Source organism: Stenotrophomonas sp. WHRI 8082 (assembly GCF_040223995.2).
GTDB lineage: Bacteria > Pseudomonadota > Gammaproteobacteria > Xanthomonadales > Xanthomonadaceae > Stenotrophomonas.
Window position 1 is genome coordinate 1,855,001 of the sequence record NZ_CP167826.1, and the last position, 17,404, is coordinate 1,872,404.

The following is a 17,404-nucleotide window of genomic DNA, read 5'->3' on the forward strand; positions in this document are numbered from 1 at the left end:
TCGTCGTTGCGAGCCGCCTATTATGCCGGACTTTTCGAGTCCGTCAACACCTTCGTTCGATCAAATCGTTCGGCGGTGGTGGCGTGCTGTTTCCGCTCTGTTTTCCGAAGAAAGCGTTGCGTTGCAGCGAGGGAGCGAATTGTAGAGATCCTGCAGGATTCGTCAACACCTTTTTTCAATTTGATGACACTCGCTGTGCTGCGTGGTGTCGGCGGGGGTGCTGGCGCCGGCGCTGTGCTGCCGCGCGCGCGTTGCGCGCACGGCAGCACAGCGGGTATCAATGGAGGGGTCTTGCAGGGAACACACAACAATGGATGCGCTCGTACGCCGCCCGTGGTGGCGCGATCTCTCGCTGCCCGCTGTAGTGGCCGGCTTCATTACCGTCCTGGTGGGCTTCGCCAGTTCAGCGGTGATCGTCTTCCAGGCGGCCCAGGCCGTCGGTGCCGATCAGCGTGAGATCGCTTCATGGATGTGGGCGCTTGGCCTCGGCATGGGCGTTACCTGTATCGGCCTTTCACTCCGCTATCGGATTCCGGTCGTCACTGCATGGTCCACCCCCGGTGCCGCGATGCTGGTGGTGGGTGCGGGTGGCGTCAGTCTGGCCGAGGCGATCGGTGCGTTCCTGCTCGCGGCTGTCCTCGGTGCGCTCCTCGGCTTCTCCGGCATCTTCGCCAAGGTGATGAAGCGTGTGCCGATGGCATTGGCGGCCGGCATGCTGGCTGGCGTCCTGTTGCGGTTCGGGCTGGATGTGTTCGTCTCCATGGGGTCCCAGTTCGGTATGGGCGTGGCGATGTTCGCGACCTGGCTGGTCGGTCGGCGCTGGCTGCCCCGCTATGCGGTGATCCTTACCCTGGCGGTCGGCATTGCCGTCGCGGTGGCGCAGGGACAGCTTCACCTAAAGGGCGTGACCCTGCAGCTGGCCGTGCCGGTGTGGACCACGCCGCAGCTGAGCTGGGCGGCGGTGGCCAGTGTGGCCCTGCCCTTGCTCGTGGTCACCATGGCCTCCCAGAATATTCCCGGTGTCGCGGTGATCCGCGCATCTGGCTATCAGGCACCTATCTCGCCGGTGATCGGTTGGATCGGCGTCGTCAATGCGGCACTTGCTCCTTTCGGTGCGTTCGCGCTGAACCTGGCGGCGATCACCGCCGCGATCTGCATGGGGCGGGAGGCGCATGAGGATCCTGCGCGTCGTTACACCGCGGCGATGGCGGCTGGCGGGTTCTACCTGCTGGTGGGTCTGTTCGGCGCAACGGTTGCGGCGGTGTTCGCCGCCTTCCCCAAGGAACTGATCGCGTGCGTGGCGGGGATCGCCCTGTTTGGCACCATCGGCAACAGCCTTGCCAGTGCACTGGCCGTGGAGCGGGATCGCGAGGCGGCGCTGGTCACCTTCCTGGTGACCGCTTCCGGATTGGCATTGGGGGGAATCGGGTCGGCGTTCTGGGGGTTGGTGGCCGGTGGCGTGACGCTGATCGTGCTGCGACCGCGGGCGGCTTGATGCCCGGGCGGGTAAAGCCCCTGGGTAGTGCCGACTGGGTAGTGCCGACTTCAGTCGGCACCGTCGTTCAGCAGCCGACTGAAGTCGGCTCTACCTTGCTGCGTTGCGAAGCCGACTGAAGTCGGCTCTACCTTCTACAGTGGTTGCACGGTCAGGGTCTGCTTCAGCACATGCCGGCCGCCGGCGGGGACCGTGACCACATCCGGGCCGGCGTTGGCGGCTTCCAGGCAGACATAGTCACGCCAGCCGTCGCCGACGTCGGCCATCTTCGCGGCGGCCTCCGCGCCGGGGTTCCACGCCACCAGCGCGCGGCTGCCCTGGGTGTCGAGGGTGATCCGGCGCTTCATGACCGGATCACGCAGTACGTAGCGGCCCCCCGCCTGTGTATAGATGCGGTCGCTGCGCCCGGGATCGCGCGGGTCGCGCAGGTTCCAGGGGCCCTGCTGGCGTCGCGGCTGGGCGTAGTTCTCATACTTGTCGAGATAGTCCAGCCCGTCCACGCCCTCCACGTCCACGCGCGTGGCGTCACCGACGCGGAAATAGTTATGCAGGGCCTGGGTGATGCTGGCCGCGCTGCTGCCGGTGTTCTCGGTAACCAGCGTCTGCTCCAGGGTCGCGCCGATCACCAGCACCATCTGCAACCGCAACGCCAAGGTATCCAGCACAGGCGGTGCGAGGGTGAGTTCGATACGGCCGTCCGGCAGCGTGCGCGCCTGCTTCAGCTCCCATGGCAGGGTCCGTACGAACCCGTGTGACGGGACGTCAGTGCCTTGCCCCTGCCTACCGAAGTACGGCCAGCACACCGGGCTGCCGCCGCGGATGGGGGTGGGCAGCTCCGCGCGGCGCGGCGACAGCCACATCACGTCCTGTCCCCCTTTCGGGACGAAGGACAGCAGTTGGCCACCGAATACGCTGATGGCCGCGGTGGACTGTGGGGTTTCGACCAGCCAGGCATCGAGTCCCTGGAACTTGCCACTGGTGACGCCTTTGATCTGCTGCACGTTGGAAGCACTCCGCAGCGCCGGCGACTGGGCCAGCGCGGTGTAGTTGGAAGGAAGGGTGAAACGGGTGGCCGCAGGGGCCGCGGTGGACTCGGCCTGCAGCGCCTGCAGGATCCGCCGCCCGGCGCGACCGTCCGGCGTCGGCCAGCCCAGTCGTTGCTGTTCGGCCTGGATGGCGCGGCGGCTGGCCGTCCCGATCATGCCGTCGACCGGTCCAATGTCATGGCCGCGGGCGGCCAACAGGGTCTGCAACTGTCGGCGCTCACGGCGGCCCAGGCCAGGGTCATCGGTCGGCCACGCGGTGGCCAGCCCAGCCCCGCCGCGCAGCCGGTCGGCCAGGGTCGCGATCGCCAGGGCATAGCTTTCGGCGGCGTTGTAGCTGTAGATCGCATCGTAGTTGCGGAACACCAGCAATGCCGGTCCCTTGATCCCCGCCGGCAGCAGCAGGGCGGCGCGCGCATCGCCGGGCAACCCCGCCGGCGCGATGGCATCGCCCTGCAGCGTGGTCACGCCAAGCGCCTTCCATTCGGACACGGGGCGGCGCTGGGTGCGGCCGGCCTGGTTGACGGCGAATCCTGCCGGCACGCGTACTTCCATGCCCCAGGGTTCACCGGTCCGCCAACCAGCACGCTTGAGATAATTGGCGGTGGACGCCAGCGCGTCCGGAATGCTCGCCACCAGGTCGCGACGTCCATCGCCGTCCCCGTCCACTGCAATACGGGCATACGTGCTGGGCATGAACTGGGTGTGGCCGAACGCACCGGCCCACGATCCCACCAGCCCTTCACCCTGCAGGTCACCTTGGTGGATCAGTCTCAGCAGCGCCAGCAGTTCGCCACGGAAGAAGGCCTGGCGTCGCCCGGCGCAACTCAACGTGGCCAGGGACTGCAACAGGGGCCGCTTGCCGAACACGCGTCCGTAATCGCTCTCGACGCCCCATACGGCCACGATGGTCGCGGGATCGACACCGTACTCGGCGGACACGCGCTGCAGCAACGCTGCGTGCTGCGCCAACATGGCCCGTCCCTCTTCCACCCGCTGGTCATCCACCAGGGTGGCCAGGTAATCCCAGATCGGCGTGGTGAACTCCGGTTGCGCATCAAGCAGGTCAAGCACGGTCGGATCCGGTTGCACCGGCGACATCATGGCGGTGAAGCGCTCTGCCGGGATGCCCTGCTTCAGCGCAGCACCCTGCAGGGTGGACAGGCAGGTCGCGAAGGCGGGATCGACCTGCTGGGCATAGGCCATCGGACTTGCCGACACCGCGACCAGCAGGATCAGGGAGCGCTTGAACATGGATATCCTCCGTGCCGCCATGGCCCGGTCATCATAGCGGCAGCGGTACCGACTCAGCGGCGTTGCAGCAGGCGCAGGCCGAATGCCGGCTCGGGTGCAACCGAATCCCACCGGCCGACGATCTGCAGATCCGCCGCGTCAAGCAACTGCTGGAAGCTCGCCTCGGTGTATTTGTGGCTGTATTCCACCTGGATGGCGTCGCCGGGCGCGAAGTGGAACTGCTGGCCCGCCACGGTGACATCCTGCTCACGGTCACTGACGAGCTGGGTTTCAATCCGCAGGTTCGGCACGCTGTAGCGCGCGCGGTGATGGAAGGCCTGCAGGTCGAAGTCGCTGCCGATCTGTTGGTTGAGCCGCCGCAGCAGGTTCAGGGTGAACGCTGCGGTGATCCCGGCGGCATCGTTGTAGGCGGCCTCGACGGTCGCGGTGTCTTTGTGCAGGTCGATGCCGATCAAGGCCATCCCCTCGCATCCCATGGTCTGGTGCATGGCACGCAGCAGGGTGATGGCTTCGGCCTGCTCGAAGTTGCCCAGCGTGGAACCGGGAAAAAACATCAGCCGCCGGCGCGGCTCTTCTTCAGGTTCCGGCACATCCACCGGGTGGGTGAAGTCTGCGCAGACCGGCAGCATCTCGATCGCCGGCAAGGCAGGCGCCAGATGGTCGATGCTGGACAGCAGCGCTGCACGGGATATTTCGATGGGGGTATAGGCCACCGGTTCCTGCAAGGCCTCCAGCAGCAGCGCGGTCTTGCGGCCACTGCCGCTGCCCAGCTCCACGACATGCGCCTTTTCGCCGACTGCGCGGGCGATGTCCGGCAGGCACCGGGCCAACAGGGCAAGCTCGGTGCGCGTGGGGTAGTACTCCGGGGTGCGGGTGATCTGCTCGAACAGCGCAGAGCCGGCGGCATCGTAGAAATACTTCGAGGGCAGCCGCCGTGGCTGGCTGGACAGGCCACGGAGTGCATCCTCCAGCACGCGCTCGCGGCTGGGGGTCAGGTCGGTGAGCGCCTGCCGCGCCGCATGTACGGTACTCATTGAACGTTACTCACTGAAGGTCGCGGGCCAACCGCACACCGGCAAACTGCCAGCGCGCGGAAGGATTGAAGAAGTTGCGGTAACTGGCGCGGACGTGGCCCCGTGGCGTGGCGCAGGAGCCGCCGCGCAGGATCCACTGGCCGGACATGAACTTGCCGTTGTACTCGCCCAGGCTGCCAGGGAAGGTCTGGAAGCCCGGATAGGCGCCGTACGCACTGCTGGTCCATTCCCACACGTCCCCGTGCATCTGCTGCAGCCCGCGGTCAGGCGAGGCAGCCGCACTGGGATGCAGACGGTCATCGTCAGCGAAATGCCCGTCCGTCGCCTGCTCAGGCGCCGCCGCTTCCCATTCGAACTCGGTGGGCAGACGTGCACCGGCCCACCGCGCGTAGGCGTCAGCCTCGTAGTAACTGATATGGCACACCGGGGCATTCGGATCCAGTGCGCGCCAGCCGCCCAGCGTGTACTCGCGCTCCAGCGCGTCATCCCAGTACAGCGGATGCTGCCAGCCTTCGGCCTGGTTCAAGGTCCACCCCTCGCTCATCCAGAGCTGGACCTGACGGTAGCCACCGTCGGCAATGAACGCAGCGAACTCCGCGTTGTTGACCGGCCGGCTGGCCAACGCGTGGGCGGGCACGATGACGCGATGGGGGGGCGACTCATTGTCATACGCGAATGCAGCGTTGTCCGGCCACGCCGGTGCGCCGATCCACGCAATGCGCTCTGGGCTCTCGATCCACTGCAACGGCTGCAGGCTGCCGGTGGTTACCGCCAGGTCCTCGCGATATGCCGGCTGCAGCGGATTGCTCCACAGCGCGTGCTTGATATCGGTCAGCAGCAACTCCTGGTGCTGCTGCTCGTGCTGCAGCCCCAGCTGCAGATGATCCAGCGTTTCGTCGTCCAGGACTTCGCGGCGCAGCAGGTTGAGCACCTGCTCGTCGATATGCGCGCGGTATCGGCCCACCTGGTCGAGACTGGGCCGCGACAGCAGGCCGCGCTGCGGCCGCGCATGCGCCGGGCCGATGGTCTCGTAGTAACTGTTGAACAGGAAATGCCATTCCGGCTGCAGCGGCTGGTAGCCGGGCTGCGTACCGAGCACGAAGCGTTCGAAGAACCACGTGGTGTGGGCAAGATGCCACTTGGTCGGGCTGGCATCGGCCATGCTCTGCACCATCGCATCCTCGGCGCTCAGCGGCGCGGCCAGGGCGACGCTGCGTTGGCGCACGTGGGCGAAATGGTCTGCCAGCAGGGCGTGGCGGGACGAGGCGGAGGGGACGGTAGCGAGCGATCTGTTCACCCCCGCAAGCTTCGGGGAGCCGGGGTGAGGATGACGTCATCGGCTCGTTTCGTCAGGGTGTCGGCCGCGGTGTGGAGCCCATCAGATCGCGTCGAGGTAGAACCAACGTCCGTCGCGGCGAAGGAAGCGGCTGTGCTCGGTCATCTTTACCGCGCTGCCGCCGCCTATCCGATAGCGTGCGGTGAAACGCACCTGGGCGGTGTCCCCCTCGTGGGTGTGCTCATGCACGGTCAGGCCCAGCCATTGGGTTCGCTGGCCGGGTTCATCCTGAACCGACAACCCGGTCGGGCGCGTATCCGTTGCCCAGCTGTCCAACAGGTAGTCCGCCCGCTGCAACACATAGGCGCTGTAGCGCGAACGCATCAGGCTGGCGGCATCCGGGGCGGGCGTGCCGGCGTGATAGCGGCCGCAGCAGTCCGGGTAGGCCTTGCCGAGGTCGCAGGGGCAGGTGGCGGGCGTGTTCTGGGTCATTTCGCTATTTTTGCACGGCCGGGCTGCGGCCGCGCTGCTGGACACGGGGCAGTGGGCGTATCCTGTCGCCCCGCTCTGCAGGCTGTGACCCGTGCTGGAACTGATCCCCCCCGAGCTCTGGTGGCTGGTGGCCATCGCGTTCATCGCCGGCCTGGTCGATGCAGCCGTCGGTGGCGGCGGCCTGGTGCAGTTGCCGGGCTTGTTCACGGTACTGCCGCAGCACACGCCGGCGATGCTGTTCGGTACCAACAAATTCAGTTCGGCCTTTGGTACGGGCGCCGCAGCGTGGCGCTATGCGCGCAATGTGCGCTTTCCGTGGCGCCCGGTCCTGTTCGCGGCGGCGACGGCCTTCGTGTTTTCGTTCCTGGGAGCGACGGCGGTCAGCCTGCTGCCGAAGGACGCCGTGCGACCGCTGGTGCTGGTGCTGTTGATCGCCATGCTGGGCTATACGCTGTGGAAGAAGGATTTCGGCGCGCTGCACCGACCCCGTGACGTGGGGCGTCGCGAACTGTGGATCGCGTTGGCGATCGGCGCGGCGATCGGCTTCTACGACGGGTTCTTCGGACCCGGCACCGGCAGCTTTCTGATTTTCCTGTTCGTGCGCTTCTTCGGGCTGGATTTCCTGCGCGCGTCTGCGGCATCCAAGGTGGTCAACGTGTCGACCAACGTGGCCGCGCTGTCTTTCTTCGTCCCCACCGGTAACGTGCTGCTGATCTTCGCCCTGCCGATGGCGGTGGCGAACATCGTGGGATCGGTGGTGGGAACACGGCTGGCGTTGCGCGGCGGGACACCGTTGATCCGCAAGCTGTTCGTGGGACTGGTGGTGGTGCTGATCGCGCGGATGGGCTGGGATACGTTCGCCTGATCCCGTCGAGGTAAGCCGACCTCGGTAGCACCGAGCCGTGCTCGGCGAGCGCGCAGCGCGGTCTGTGTCGGCGGCCGCGAAGTCGGTCGGGGGCATGGCCAAGAGCAGCCGACTGAAGTCGGCTCTACCTGGGCGTCATGCCTCGCAGACGAGGAGCATCGTGGACGACGAGCCGGTAGCGCCGAGCCGTGCTCGGCGAGCGCGCAGCGCGGCCTGTGTCAGGGGCCGCGAGGTCGGTCGGGGCGTGGCCAAGAGCAGCCGACTGAAGTCGGCTCTACCTGGGCGTCATGCAGCGCGGCCTGTGTCGGGGCCGCGAGGTCGGTCGGGCGCGTGGCCTGGGCATCATGCAGCCCGGAGGTCATGCAGCGCGGCCTGTGGCTCAGGCGGGTTCCGGTTCGCTGGCCTGCTGGCGACTGCGTTCGGGCAACCTCAGGCGCTTGCCGTCTTCGTCGTACTCGATCAGCAGCACGCCGGAGTCGTGGCGGCCGCTGATCTCGACGAAGCAGGCGCCGCCGATGAAGGGCTCCAGCGTCATCACCGATTTCAGCGGCGTGGCCACCACCATCTGGAAGCCGAAGTTGTCGAAGATGTTCATTGCCAGTGCGGTGAACTCGTTGTCGGCCTTGTCGAAGGCCTCGTCGAGCACCACCGCGGCATAGCTGGGCAATTGCCCATCGGCGCCACCCAGCTGGTAACGCAGGGCCGCCGCCAGGCAGGTGGTGGCCAGCTTCTGCCGCTGACCGCCGGACTTGCCGGCACCGCTGCGATAGATCTCGACCTGCTGGCGCGTCGCCGCATCCAGTTCCACACCGATGAACTCGACGTGCATGCGCACATCCAGCACCAGCTCGCGCCAGCGCTTGTCCTCGCCTTCCTGCGAACCCAGGCGGTTGACCAGCACGCGCAGCACGGCGAACTGCGCTTCGGCCAGCTCGCGCTGTTCGGTCTGCTGCTGGGTCAACACCTCACGCAGCTGATGATGGAACTCCAGCACTTCCGGCAGGCGACGGTCGCTGAGTTCGATGGTCAGCAAGGTACCGCGGTTGAACGGCACCTGTTCCAGGCTGGCGTTGACCTCGTCCAGACGCTGGCCGATCGACTTGCGGGCTTCGGCACTGTGTCGCTGCAGCGCAAGCAGATTGTTCTTGCTCTGGTTCTGCAGCAGGTCGAAGAAGCGTTCCTCATGCTGCGGCAGGCCGTCGCGCTCCAGGCGCTCCAGGCGCGCGAGGAAGTCGTCTGCCGACGCCACCGACACCGTGAAGTCACCGGATTCCTCCGGCCAGCCCTGCACGAAGCGGCGGAAGCAGCCGAGCAGCTGGTTTTCCACGCGGTTGACGTCCTGCTGCGATGACGACAGCGCTTCGTTGAGTGAATTGCTGACCTGGCGCATGTGCGCCTCGAGCGTCTCCAGGCTCAGTGGGCCCAGTGCATCCAGCCGTGCCTGCAGGCCGGCTTCCTGTGTGCTGCCCAAGGCGGGCAGTATCAAGGCGCGACTCTGCTGGCGGGCCCGGTCCAGCCGGTCGCGCTCCTTGACCAGTTGGCCGCGCTCCACCCGGGTGTCTTCGTAGGTGCGGCGTGACTGTTCGATATCCGCGCGCGCGGCGTCGATCTGGCGGGCCAGCTTTTCCAGATCGGCATTGCCTTCACGCAGGTCGCGCAGGGTGGCTTCGATGTCGGCCAGGCGCTGCTGCGGGGTCGCGATGTCGATCTCGTTCCAGCTCATGCCCACCAGTTGGTGGCACGCCAGGCGGCGATCGTTGTCGAGGTCGCGCTGCGCACGCAGGCGGGCGACGTCCTCGTCACAGCCCGCGATGCGCAGGGCAAGCTCCTGTGCTTCCTTCTCGAACACCGCCAGCTTGTCGCGGTTGTTGAAGCCCAGCAGCCAGCGGCGGCGGTCGGTGACGGCGCTGCGGTCATCCTTCTCGAAGCGGTCGCCCGGGTGCTTGACCTGGCCTTCGCGGGTGATGCCGCGTTCCACGTTGCGCAGCTGACGGGCATCCACGCACTCGTAGTCGAAGCGCTTGCCCAACTCGCGGCGCAGCCAGCCTTCGAAGACGTGGTCGCGCAGCTCCAGCTTGTGCAGCAGCGAGCGCGGCGACGGATCGCGGGCAAACGCCTCGTCGTTGCGGCGCACGCGGTAATAGGTGAAGCGCATGCCGAGGTGGGTACGGTTCACCCAGTCGGCGACTTCGTTGTAATGCTTGTCATCGACCAGCAGCGACTGCGCGAAACCGAACAGGACGCGCTCGATCGCGCCCTGCCAGGCGAGGTCGTCCTGCCCTACCTGGATCAGTTCGCCCACGAAGGGCAGCGCCGCCTCCGGCAACCCGGTCTCTTCGACCAGTCGCGCACGCAGCTTCTGCAGCGGCGCAGGAATGCTGGAGGTGTTGCGCTGCATGGCATCAAGTTCGGCACGCACATCGCCGAAGCGACGCTCGTCATCGCGCCGCCCCCCCAGCCGTTCGCTGATCGCATCGTCCAGCGCCGATGAGGCGCGCTTGCGGTCCAGCAGCTCGTTCGATGCGTGCTCGACCAGCTCGGCAAAGCCGTGGGCATCGTCGGGCAGGGCTTTCTGCAACTGCGCTGCCGCCTCGCGGGCCTGGGCCAGCTTCGCATCGCGGCGGTCGCGCTCGGCCTCCGCACGCCCCTGCTCGCGTTCCAGCTCCTCGATGCGTTCGCCACCTTGCTGGCGGCGCTGCAGTTCCAGCTCACCGAGTTTGGCCTGGTGGTTGTCCAGCGCTGCGCGCCGCTGCGATTCCTCACCCAGCAGGCCGCGGTCACGGGTATCCAGCTCGCGCAGACGCGCGTCGATCAGCTGTTGCCGACGGGTCTCACGGAAGCTGTCGATGCCCAGCTTGAGCGTCTCATCGTCGGCACGCCGACGGTTCATGGCCTTCAGTTCGTTGTAATGCGCGCGCGCCGGCGACAGGGTTTCGACCTGGCGACGGGCGGTGACCACGGCTTGGTGCGCGCCGTCCAGTTCGGCGAAGTCGTTGACCAGCCGCTCGGCCGCGTCGAAGGTCTTCGGCGTGTCCAGCATGAAGTCGCGCAGGAAGACGTTGAGGTCACCCAGGTTCTTCGCTGACTGGGTCTTGTGCAGCAAGCGCAGGGCCATCTCGTTGTCGATGCCCAGCAGGTGGCGGAAACGCTCGGCATAGCCGGCGAAGCTGTCGAAGTGATGCACGTCGGCGAGCTTCTGCTTCAGCTTGCGCAGGTCCAGGTCGAAGCCGCCCAGATCCTTGGCGACGTCGAACGGACGTTCGGCCACCATGTAGTGCTTGCGCACATCGGCGGCCGTGGTGCCGTTGCCGGCGATCCAGAACAGGCGCACCAGGCTGACCACGCGGCCATCGCCACTGCGATACTCCAGCACCACGGCCGTCCAGGTAGCGCCCTTGCGCAGGTATTGGGTGGCGATCTCACCGGTGCCGCGGTCCTGCTGGTCGGCCCATGCGCCGCGCACGTACGACACCAGGTTGCGGTCGCGGCCACTGCGTTCGGCTTCGCGCGCCGCCGCGTTGAAGTCGACGATCGCCGGCGGCACCAACAGTGCCGACATCGCGTCGAGCAGGGTGGACTTGCCCGAGCCGGAACGGCCGACGAACAGGAAACCGCGCTCTGCGATCGGCACTTCGGTGAGGCCGTTGAAGGTGCCCCAGTTGTGCACCTGCAGGCGGCGCATGCGGAACTGCTGCTGGCGCGCGTCGGGCTGGCCTTCGGTGAACAGGGCGGGGGTGTGCTTGGAAATGGCCATGGCGTGCTTCCGTGGTTCAGGCTTCGGCGGCCGGGGTCTCGCGCAGCTGGCGGTACACCGCCGACAACGCCGAAACGTCCTCGGCCGAGAACAGCAGCTTCAAGGCCGGTGACACTTCGTGGCGGTCTTCCTGGCCGGCAAGGCGGGTCAGGATGTGGTTGTCTTTCATCTTCTGCACGGCACTGGCTACGCGGCGGTTGAAGCCGGCGCGGTCGGTGGACAGGTTCTTCTCGTAGACCGCCAGCGCTTCGGCCATCTCGGCGTCGGCGACGACCGCGCGATTGCCGCGCGCATCGGCCTCACCCAGCTGCTGGCGCAGGTACAGCAGCAGCACCGAGTCGATGAAGGTCAGCGGCGAGGTGCGCAGCAGGACCGGCGTATCCAGATCTTCGGTATCGGCCTGGCGGGTGAAGGCGACGCCGCTTTCGCGGTCAAGCACCAGCTCCAGGAACAGGTCGGCCAACGCGGTGCGCAGGGCGGCTTCGTTGCGCAGCAGCGCCGGCCACAACTTGGCGTGGCGCTGCTGGTCGATGCTCGGCCCGATCAGCAGCTGGCACAGCGCGCGGCGCGCATCCACCGGCAGACGGCCGGTGTCGCCCAGATACAGCACGTCGTTGCCACGGCGCGGCAGCGGAGTCACCACCACCGGCTCGGCGTCGTGCGGTTCTTCGTCCCGCCCCAGGCCTGCGGTGTCGATCGGATCTTCATTCCAGCTCATGGCGTTTCTCCTGGGTGAACCAAACCAGCGGGATGCGGGCGCGCCGCCAGTGACCGTCCCCACCGCGCCAATGCGCGAGCTCCTGCTCGCCCTCGACGACGCGGCCGAAGCGCGTACCCAGCGACAGATAACCGATGACGCTACCCAGCCCCTGCGGCGCTTCGCGCTGAGACAGGGCCTGGGCAATACTCAGCTGCGGCTGCATGCCCAGCAGGTCGTGCAGGTCGCGGCGCAGGGTGCGGAAGTCGATTTCCGAGGAAGCTACCAGGTCGCCGACGCTTTCCAGGCTGATCGCCGCGATGTCGTTGCGTTGCACGCTGCCATCGACCTGCGCGCTGCGCGGATCGTGCAGCTTCCACTGCGACCACGAACGCAGGCGGGTGGTGGTCAGCTGCAGGTCGCGGCCGATGGCGCGCTGTGCGGGGAATTCATCGCGCAGCGCCAGCGCCTCACCCTGGGCCTGCTTGAGCAACTGGTTGAGGCGGCGCTGCTCCAGGTAGCCGCGGCTCTGCACGAACCCGCGCAGGCTGCGCGCGAAGTGCTGCAGCACGTCGTGCACCTGGCCACCGCGCTCGAGCATGGTGCCGGTGAACCCGCGCAGGAAGGCACGTTCCTGGCGGTCCAGCCGACGCGCGAAGCCACGCGCGAGCACGCTCTCCAGCGCGGCGTCGAGCTGCGCACTCTGCTCTGCGTCGTTCAGCAGTCGCCAGAACGCCTGGAAGCTGCGCCCGGCGTCACTGTCACCGATCACATCCACGCCCTCGAACAGCTTGGACAGCACGTCGCCACGCTCGCCCTCGTCGTCGATGATGCGCTCGCGGAACTCGCGGTTCAGGCGCTCGAAGTCATCGCGGACGCGGCGGAAATCTTCAGTCAGTTCGTCGGCCAGACCGATGATCTGGCGGGCCCGCTCCAGCGCGCGCTTGCCGTCCAGCGCAGCGACACGGCCCTCGCCGACCCGCGCGATTTCCGCGTCGATGCGATCGCGTTCGTCGCGCAGCGCGGACAACCGCGCATCGGGATCGGCTTCAGTCTGCGCGGCCAACTGGGACAACTGGTTGATCACCAGCGCCAGACGGCTTTCGGTGGCGGCGACGCGGCTCTGCTCCAGGCTGTCGGCAAAGCGGATCGCCTGCAGGGCCTGGGTGGACAGTTCGTACTGTTCTTGGTCGGCGCCTTCGGGCAAGCGGCGCTCCAGCCAGCCCTGGGCGAGCCAGTGCGCCACGTACGCCTGCGCGGTGCGCGGCAGCTCACGGGACAATTCTTCGCCATTGAGCTGATCCAGCGCACGCTGCAGCCGCTCGTGCAGGACGGCGGCCGGCAATGTGCGCTCACCGTCCATCAGCAGGGCCTGCAACAGGCCGATGATCTCCGGGGCGTGGGCGGCGGCCAGCAGCTTCCACTGTGGCTGCTCGCGCAGGTGACGGTAACGGATGATGCGATCGCGGTGCTTCATGCAGCAGGAGGATCCGGAAAGACGGTCAGCGGCAGCCAGGTGTGCAGCTGGAACGGTGCCCGCCATGACGGCAGGCACCGGGCCGGCGACCTGCTCAGCGCTTGCCGCCGACTTCGATGAAGCGCAGGAACTCGGCGCGGGTGCGGGCATCTTCGCGGAAGCTGCCCAGCATCTTCGAGGTGACCATACTGACGCCCCGTTTGTGGATGCCGCGGGTGGTCATGCACTCGTGCGCGCCTTCCACGACGACGCCGACACCGATCGGCTGCAGCACGTCCTGGATGCACTGGGCGATCTGCGCGGTCATCTTTTCCTGCACCTGGAAGCGGCGCGCGTAGGCTTCCACCACGCGTGCCAGCTTGCTGATGCCCACCACTTTGCCGGCCGGCAGGTAGCCGACGTGCACCCGACCGATGATCGGCGCCATGTGGTGCTCGCAGTGGCTTTCATATTCGATGTCGCGCAGCACGATCAGCTCGTCGTAGCCGGCGACCTCTTCGAAGGTCCGTTCCATGTAGGCGCGCGGATCATCGCGGTAGCCACTGAACCAGTCGCCATAGGCTTCGGCCACCCGTCGCGGGGTGTCCAGCAGGCCTTCACGGGTCGGGTCTTCACCGGCCCAGCGCAGCAGGGTGCGCACGGCCTCTTCGGCCTGCGTCTGGCTGACATCGCCTTGCGGCGCCTTGGAATTCTTGTCGTTGCTCATTGCGGACGGCTTCCCGGATGGGGCGAGCATGGTAGCCGACCGGAAGGCGGATCGTCCGGGATCCCGTTGCTTTTCATGCAGGAAGAAAGCGGTGGCATGAACAGAAAGCGGCCCTGTCCTATTGATAGGCATGAAATTAGTAGTATCCTATCTATCTGCCATGAATGATTCCCTCGACGAACGTACCCGGCTGCAGATGCAGCTCAGCTCCGGCCTGCTTCAGTCAGGGCGGCAATGGCAGCGCTTGGCCGATGGCACGCTGGGCAGCTATGGCATTTCCACCGCCTGCACCATGCCGCTGCTGATGATCGGCCGCTCGGGCGGTGGCATCCGCCAGGTCACCCTGGCCCAGCAGTTGGGCCTGGAAGGCCCCTCGCTGGTGCGCCTGCTGGACAAGCTGTCGGCCAGCGGGCTGGTGCGCCGTGAATGCGATGCCAGCGACCGTCGCGCCAACCTGCTGTGGCTGACCGATGCCGGCCAAGCGCTGGTCAGCGAGCTGGAAGAGAAGCTGATCGGGCTGCGCCAGGACGTGTTCGGCGAGCTGTCCATGGAAGAACTGCGCGCGGTGTTGAAGGTGTGGCACGTGCTGGCCGCCGCCGTCGATCGCATTACGTAAGCGCTGCACTCCCGGGCGACGCCGCTGCCGTGCAGACGCCAGTGGCTTTCGCCCGTTGCTGTTGATGTCCCTCCCCCCGTCTAGAAGCCAGATCCCTGCCGATGCCCGGTGAATTCAGTCTCCATGGCGTGTTTGTCCCGACCCTGCTCGGGCTGATGCTGGTGGCCTATGTGCTCAACAGCGGCCTGCGCGTGCTGCTGCAGCGCAGTGGCGCCTATCGGCTCGTCTGGCACCCCGCCCTCTTCAACCTGGCCCTGTACGGCATCGTGCTGGGCGGGTTGTTCCACCTCCTGCGTTGGATGCAATCGTGAACAAGATCGTCAAGAAAGCCCTGCCGCCGGTGCTGACCGTGCTGGCCGTGATCGTCGCGCTGCTGGTGCTGCGGCAACTGTGGGTCTACTACATGGACGAGCCGTGGACCCGCGATGCGCATATCGGCGCGGACGTCGTGCAGGTGGCCCCGGATGTATCCGGACTGGTTGAAGCGGTGGACGTGGCCGACAACCAGGCAGTGAAGAAAGGCGCGCTGCTGTTCGTGGTGGACCGGGCGCGTTACCGCATCGCCGTGGAGTTGGCGCGGGCGTCATTGGCCGAACGCCAGGCTGCGGTGGCGCAGCTGCGCCGGGAGATCGCCCGCGACCGCAGCCTGCAGGATCTGGTCGCCGGCGAAGATGCCGAAGTGCGCCGGGCCAAGCTGCAGGCTGCACAGGCCGCGCTGGCCACGGCGCAGGCAGCGGTGGACCTGGCCGAGCTCAATCTTGCGCGGACCGAAGTGCGGGCGCCGGCCGATGGCCAGATCAATGACCGCACCGTGCGCGTCGGCGACTACGTAACGGCCGGCAAGCCGGTACTGGCCCTGCTGGACACCACCTCGTTCCGCGTGGATGGCTATTTCGAAGAGACGCGGCTGCGCGGCGTAGCCCCCGGCCAGTCTGTGGATATCCGGCTGATGGGTGAAGACGTGGCGCTGGTCGGTCATGTCGAGAGCATCGCCGCCGGCATCGAAGACCGGTACCGCACGGCGGGAAACAGCCTGCTGCCGAACGTGACCCCGGCCTTCGACTGGGTGCGTCTGGCCCAGCGTATTCCGGTACGCATCCGAATCGATGCCGTACCCGATGGCGTGCAGCTGATTTCCGGCCGCACTGCCACGGTGACCGTCAACGTGAAGGGCCACACGAAGGACACCGCTGCCACGGTGCCGGCGCGGGCCGCGCTGTGAGCGCGATGGTGCATACGCTGCGCCGCGTGGCGCTGGTCGTCGCGCTGACCGGCCTGGCGGCGTGCCGCACGGTGGGCCCGGATTACGCCGTGCCCGAGGCATCGGCCTTCCATCGGCCGCAGGCCAACGACGCCTTCATCGATACCGGCAACCCCGAGATTGCCGCGAGTGCCGACCTGCCCTCGCGCTGGTGGTCGTTGTATCAGGACCCCACGCTGGACGGCTTGGTTGAACAGGCGCTGCGGGACAACGTCGAACTGAAGGCCGCCGACGCGCATCTGCGGCGCGCCGCTGCCCTGTACGAGCAGGCGATGGATGCAGGGGGATTCGAGTACGAAGCAGAAGCCGGTGTCAGCCGGGCCCAGCTGTCTGCCGAATCGTTCCTGCTGGAGCACGAGCTGCCGCCGATCAACCTGGCCGACGGCAAGTTCGCGGTGAGCTATCAATTCGATCTGTTCGGCAAGCTCAGGCGTGGCGCGGAAGCGGCGCGCGCGGACGAACAGTCGGTCGCCGCAGCGCGCGATATCGCCCGCATCACCGTGGTGGCCGAGGTCGCCGACAACTACCTGGACATCTGCCACGCCAATCATGAGCTGCAGGTGGCCGCGCATTCGCTGCAATTGCAGCAGCGCGGCCGGGAGGTCACCGAGCGCCTGATCGCCGCCGGTCGCGGTACCGCCCCGGAACTGGCGCGCGCAAATGCCCAAGTAGCGCTGCTGGAAGCCGCGCTGCCGCCGCTGCAGGCCAAGCGCCAAGCGGCGGCGTATTCGCTGGCGGCGCTGTTGGGGCAGACCCCGGGGCAATTGCCGCCAGGCGTGCTGGATTGCGCCCATGCGCCAGCACTGCAGCAGCCCCTGCCGGTCGGCGATGGCCGCGCGCTTCTGGCGCGCCGTCCCGATGTGCGCCAGGCCGAGCGCAAGCTGGCCGCCGCGACCGCGCGCATCGGCGTGGCGACTGCCGCGCTGTATCCGGATATCCGCCTGGGCGCATCGGTCGGTGCCGCTGGCCTGCTGGCCGACTTCGGCGAGCCGCTCACCCAGCAGTGGTCGTTCGGCCCACTGATCTCGTGGACCCTGCCCTCTTCCGGTACACGGGCCCGCATCCATGCCACCGAAGCCGGCGCTGACGCCGCGCTGGCCGAGTTCGACCACACCGTGCTGCAGGCGTTGCGCGAAACACAGACCGCGCTGGATCGCTATGCGCAGGATCTGCGTCGGCTGCATTCGCTGCAGGTGGCGCAGCAGCAGGCCACGCTGGCCGCCGCGCAGAACCGCCGTTTGTACCAGGGGGGCCGCACGCCGTACCTGTCCAGCCTGGACGCCGACCGCAGCCTGGCCACGGCCGACGCCACGCTGGCCGAGGCGCAGGCACAGGTATCGCGTGACCAGATCCATCTGTTCCTCGCCTTGGGCGGTGGCTGGGATGCCGGCGCCGATGCCGCGCCCGCCGCCGCACCGACAGCGGCGAGGTAGA

The 17,404-nt window shown here is 67.3% G+C and carries 14 protein-coding genes; 6 read left to right on the top strand and 8 right to left on the bottom strand.

Translation table 11 applies throughout. The features are described from left to right. The first annotated feature begins 310 nt into the window (after positions 1 to 310). The gene (locus ABRP17_RS08200) at positions 311 to 1,495 is read left to right on the top strand and encodes a benzoate/H(+) symporter BenE family transporter (protein WP_349986306.1); all 1,185 of its coding nucleotides are present in this window, start codon (positions 311 to 313) and stop codon (positions 1,493 to 1,495) included. A 134-nt stretch (positions 1,496 to 1,629) separates the two neighbouring features. On the opposite strand, the gene ABRP17_RS08205 is transcribed toward ABRP17_RS08200, so the two are convergent. From ABRP17_RS08205 to ABRP17_RS08220, 4 genes are all read right to left on the bottom strand, one after another. Continuing rightward, positions 1,630 to 3,798, bottom strand: a complete 2,169-nt coding sequence (locus ABRP17_RS08205; RefSeq protein WP_372486983.1) for a lytic murein transglycosylase — start codon at positions 3,796 to 3,798, stop codon at positions 1,630 to 1,632. A gap of 47 nt (positions 3,799 to 3,845) precedes the next feature. Then, on the bottom strand, positions 3,846 to 4,826 hold the full coding sequence (gene egtD, locus ABRP17_RS08210; RefSeq protein ID WP_349986305.1) for an L-histidine N(alpha)-methyltransferase: 981 nt from the start codon (positions 4,824 to 4,826) through the stop codon (positions 3,846 to 3,848). Positions 4,827 to 4,836: 10 nt separating this feature from the next. Continuing rightward, positions 4,837 to 6,123, bottom strand: a complete 1,287-nt coding sequence (egtB, locus tag ABRP17_RS08215) for an ergothioneine biosynthesis protein EgtB (protein WP_349986304.1) — start codon at positions 6,121 to 6,123, stop codon at positions 4,837 to 4,839. An 81-nt stretch (positions 6,124 to 6,204) separates the two neighbouring features. After that, positions 6,205 to 6,594, bottom strand: coding sequence for a YchJ family metal-binding protein (locus ABRP17_RS08220; RefSeq protein WP_349986302.1), 390 nt, complete (start codon positions 6,592 to 6,594; stop codon positions 6,205 to 6,207). A gap of 91 nt (positions 6,595 to 6,685) precedes the next feature. Here ABRP17_RS08220 and ABRP17_RS08225 point away from each other — a divergent pair, with 91 nt between their 5' ends. Continuing rightward, complete coding sequence (locus ABRP17_RS08225; RefSeq protein WP_188325507.1) at positions 6,686 to 7,459, top strand: TSUP family transporter; 774 nt, start codon at positions 6,686 to 6,688, stop codon at positions 7,457 to 7,459. A 379-nt stretch (positions 7,460 to 7,838) separates the two neighbouring features. Here ABRP17_RS08225 and ABRP17_RS08230 read toward each other — a convergent pair whose 3' ends face one another. From ABRP17_RS08230 to folE, 4 genes are all read right to left on the bottom strand, one after another. Next, the gene (locus ABRP17_RS08230; RefSeq protein ID WP_349986301.1) at positions 7,839 to 11,213 is read right to left on the bottom strand and encodes an SbcC/MukB-like Walker B domain-containing protein; all 3,375 of its coding nucleotides are present in this window, start codon (positions 11,211 to 11,213) and stop codon (positions 7,839 to 7,841) included. A 16-nt stretch (positions 11,214 to 11,229) separates the two neighbouring features. Beyond that, positions 11,230 to 11,931 carry a DUF4194 domain-containing protein gene (locus ABRP17_RS08235; RefSeq protein ID WP_192081918.1) on the bottom strand — a complete coding sequence of 234 codons (702 nt, stop codon included), beginning with the start codon at positions 11,929 to 11,931 and terminating at the stop codon, positions 11,230 to 11,232. Continuing rightward, positions 11,918 to 13,387 (bottom strand): DUF3375 domain-containing protein, encoded by a 1,470-nt coding sequence (locus ABRP17_RS08240; protein ID WP_188325510.1) that lies wholly within the window; start codon positions 13,385 to 13,387, stop codon positions 11,918 to 11,920. Before ABRP17_RS08240 ends, ABRP17_RS08235 begins: the two co-directional genes overlap by 14 nt. Before the next feature lie 94 nt (positions 13,388 to 13,481). Continuing rightward, positions 13,482 to 14,093, bottom strand: a complete 612-nt coding sequence (folE, locus tag ABRP17_RS08245; protein WP_188325511.1) for a GTP cyclohydrolase I FolE — start codon at positions 14,091 to 14,093, stop codon at positions 13,482 to 13,484. Positions 14,094 to 14,253: 160 nt separating this feature from the next. On the opposite strand from folE, the gene ABRP17_RS08250 reads away from it, so the two are divergent. The 4 genes from ABRP17_RS08250 to ABRP17_RS08265 all read left to right on the top strand — a co-directional run bounded on the left by ABRP17_RS08250 (position 14,254) and on the right by ABRP17_RS08265 (position 17,403). Then, positions 14,254 to 14,709, top strand: coding sequence for a MarR family winged helix-turn-helix transcriptional regulator (locus ABRP17_RS08250; RefSeq protein WP_188325512.1), 456 nt, complete (start codon positions 14,254 to 14,256; stop codon positions 14,707 to 14,709). A gap of 101 nt (positions 14,710 to 14,810) precedes the next feature. Beyond that, a complete protein-coding gene (locus ABRP17_RS08255) occupies positions 14,811 to 15,020 on the top strand; it encodes a DUF1656 domain-containing protein (protein ID WP_188325513.1) in 210 nt (69 codons plus the stop codon). Then, positions 15,017 to 15,931 carry an efflux RND transporter periplasmic adaptor subunit gene (locus ABRP17_RS08260; RefSeq protein WP_349986299.1) on the top strand — a complete coding sequence of 305 codons (915 nt, stop codon included), beginning with the start codon at positions 15,017 to 15,019 and terminating at the stop codon, positions 15,929 to 15,931. Before ABRP17_RS08255 ends, ABRP17_RS08260 begins: the two co-directional genes overlap by 4 nt. A gap of 5 nt (positions 15,932 to 15,936) precedes the next feature. Continuing rightward, positions 15,937 to 17,403, top strand: coding sequence for an efflux transporter outer membrane subunit (locus ABRP17_RS08265; protein ID WP_349986298.1), 1,467 nt, complete (start codon positions 15,937 to 15,939; stop codon positions 17,401 to 17,403). Position 17,404 lies beyond the last annotated feature (1 nt).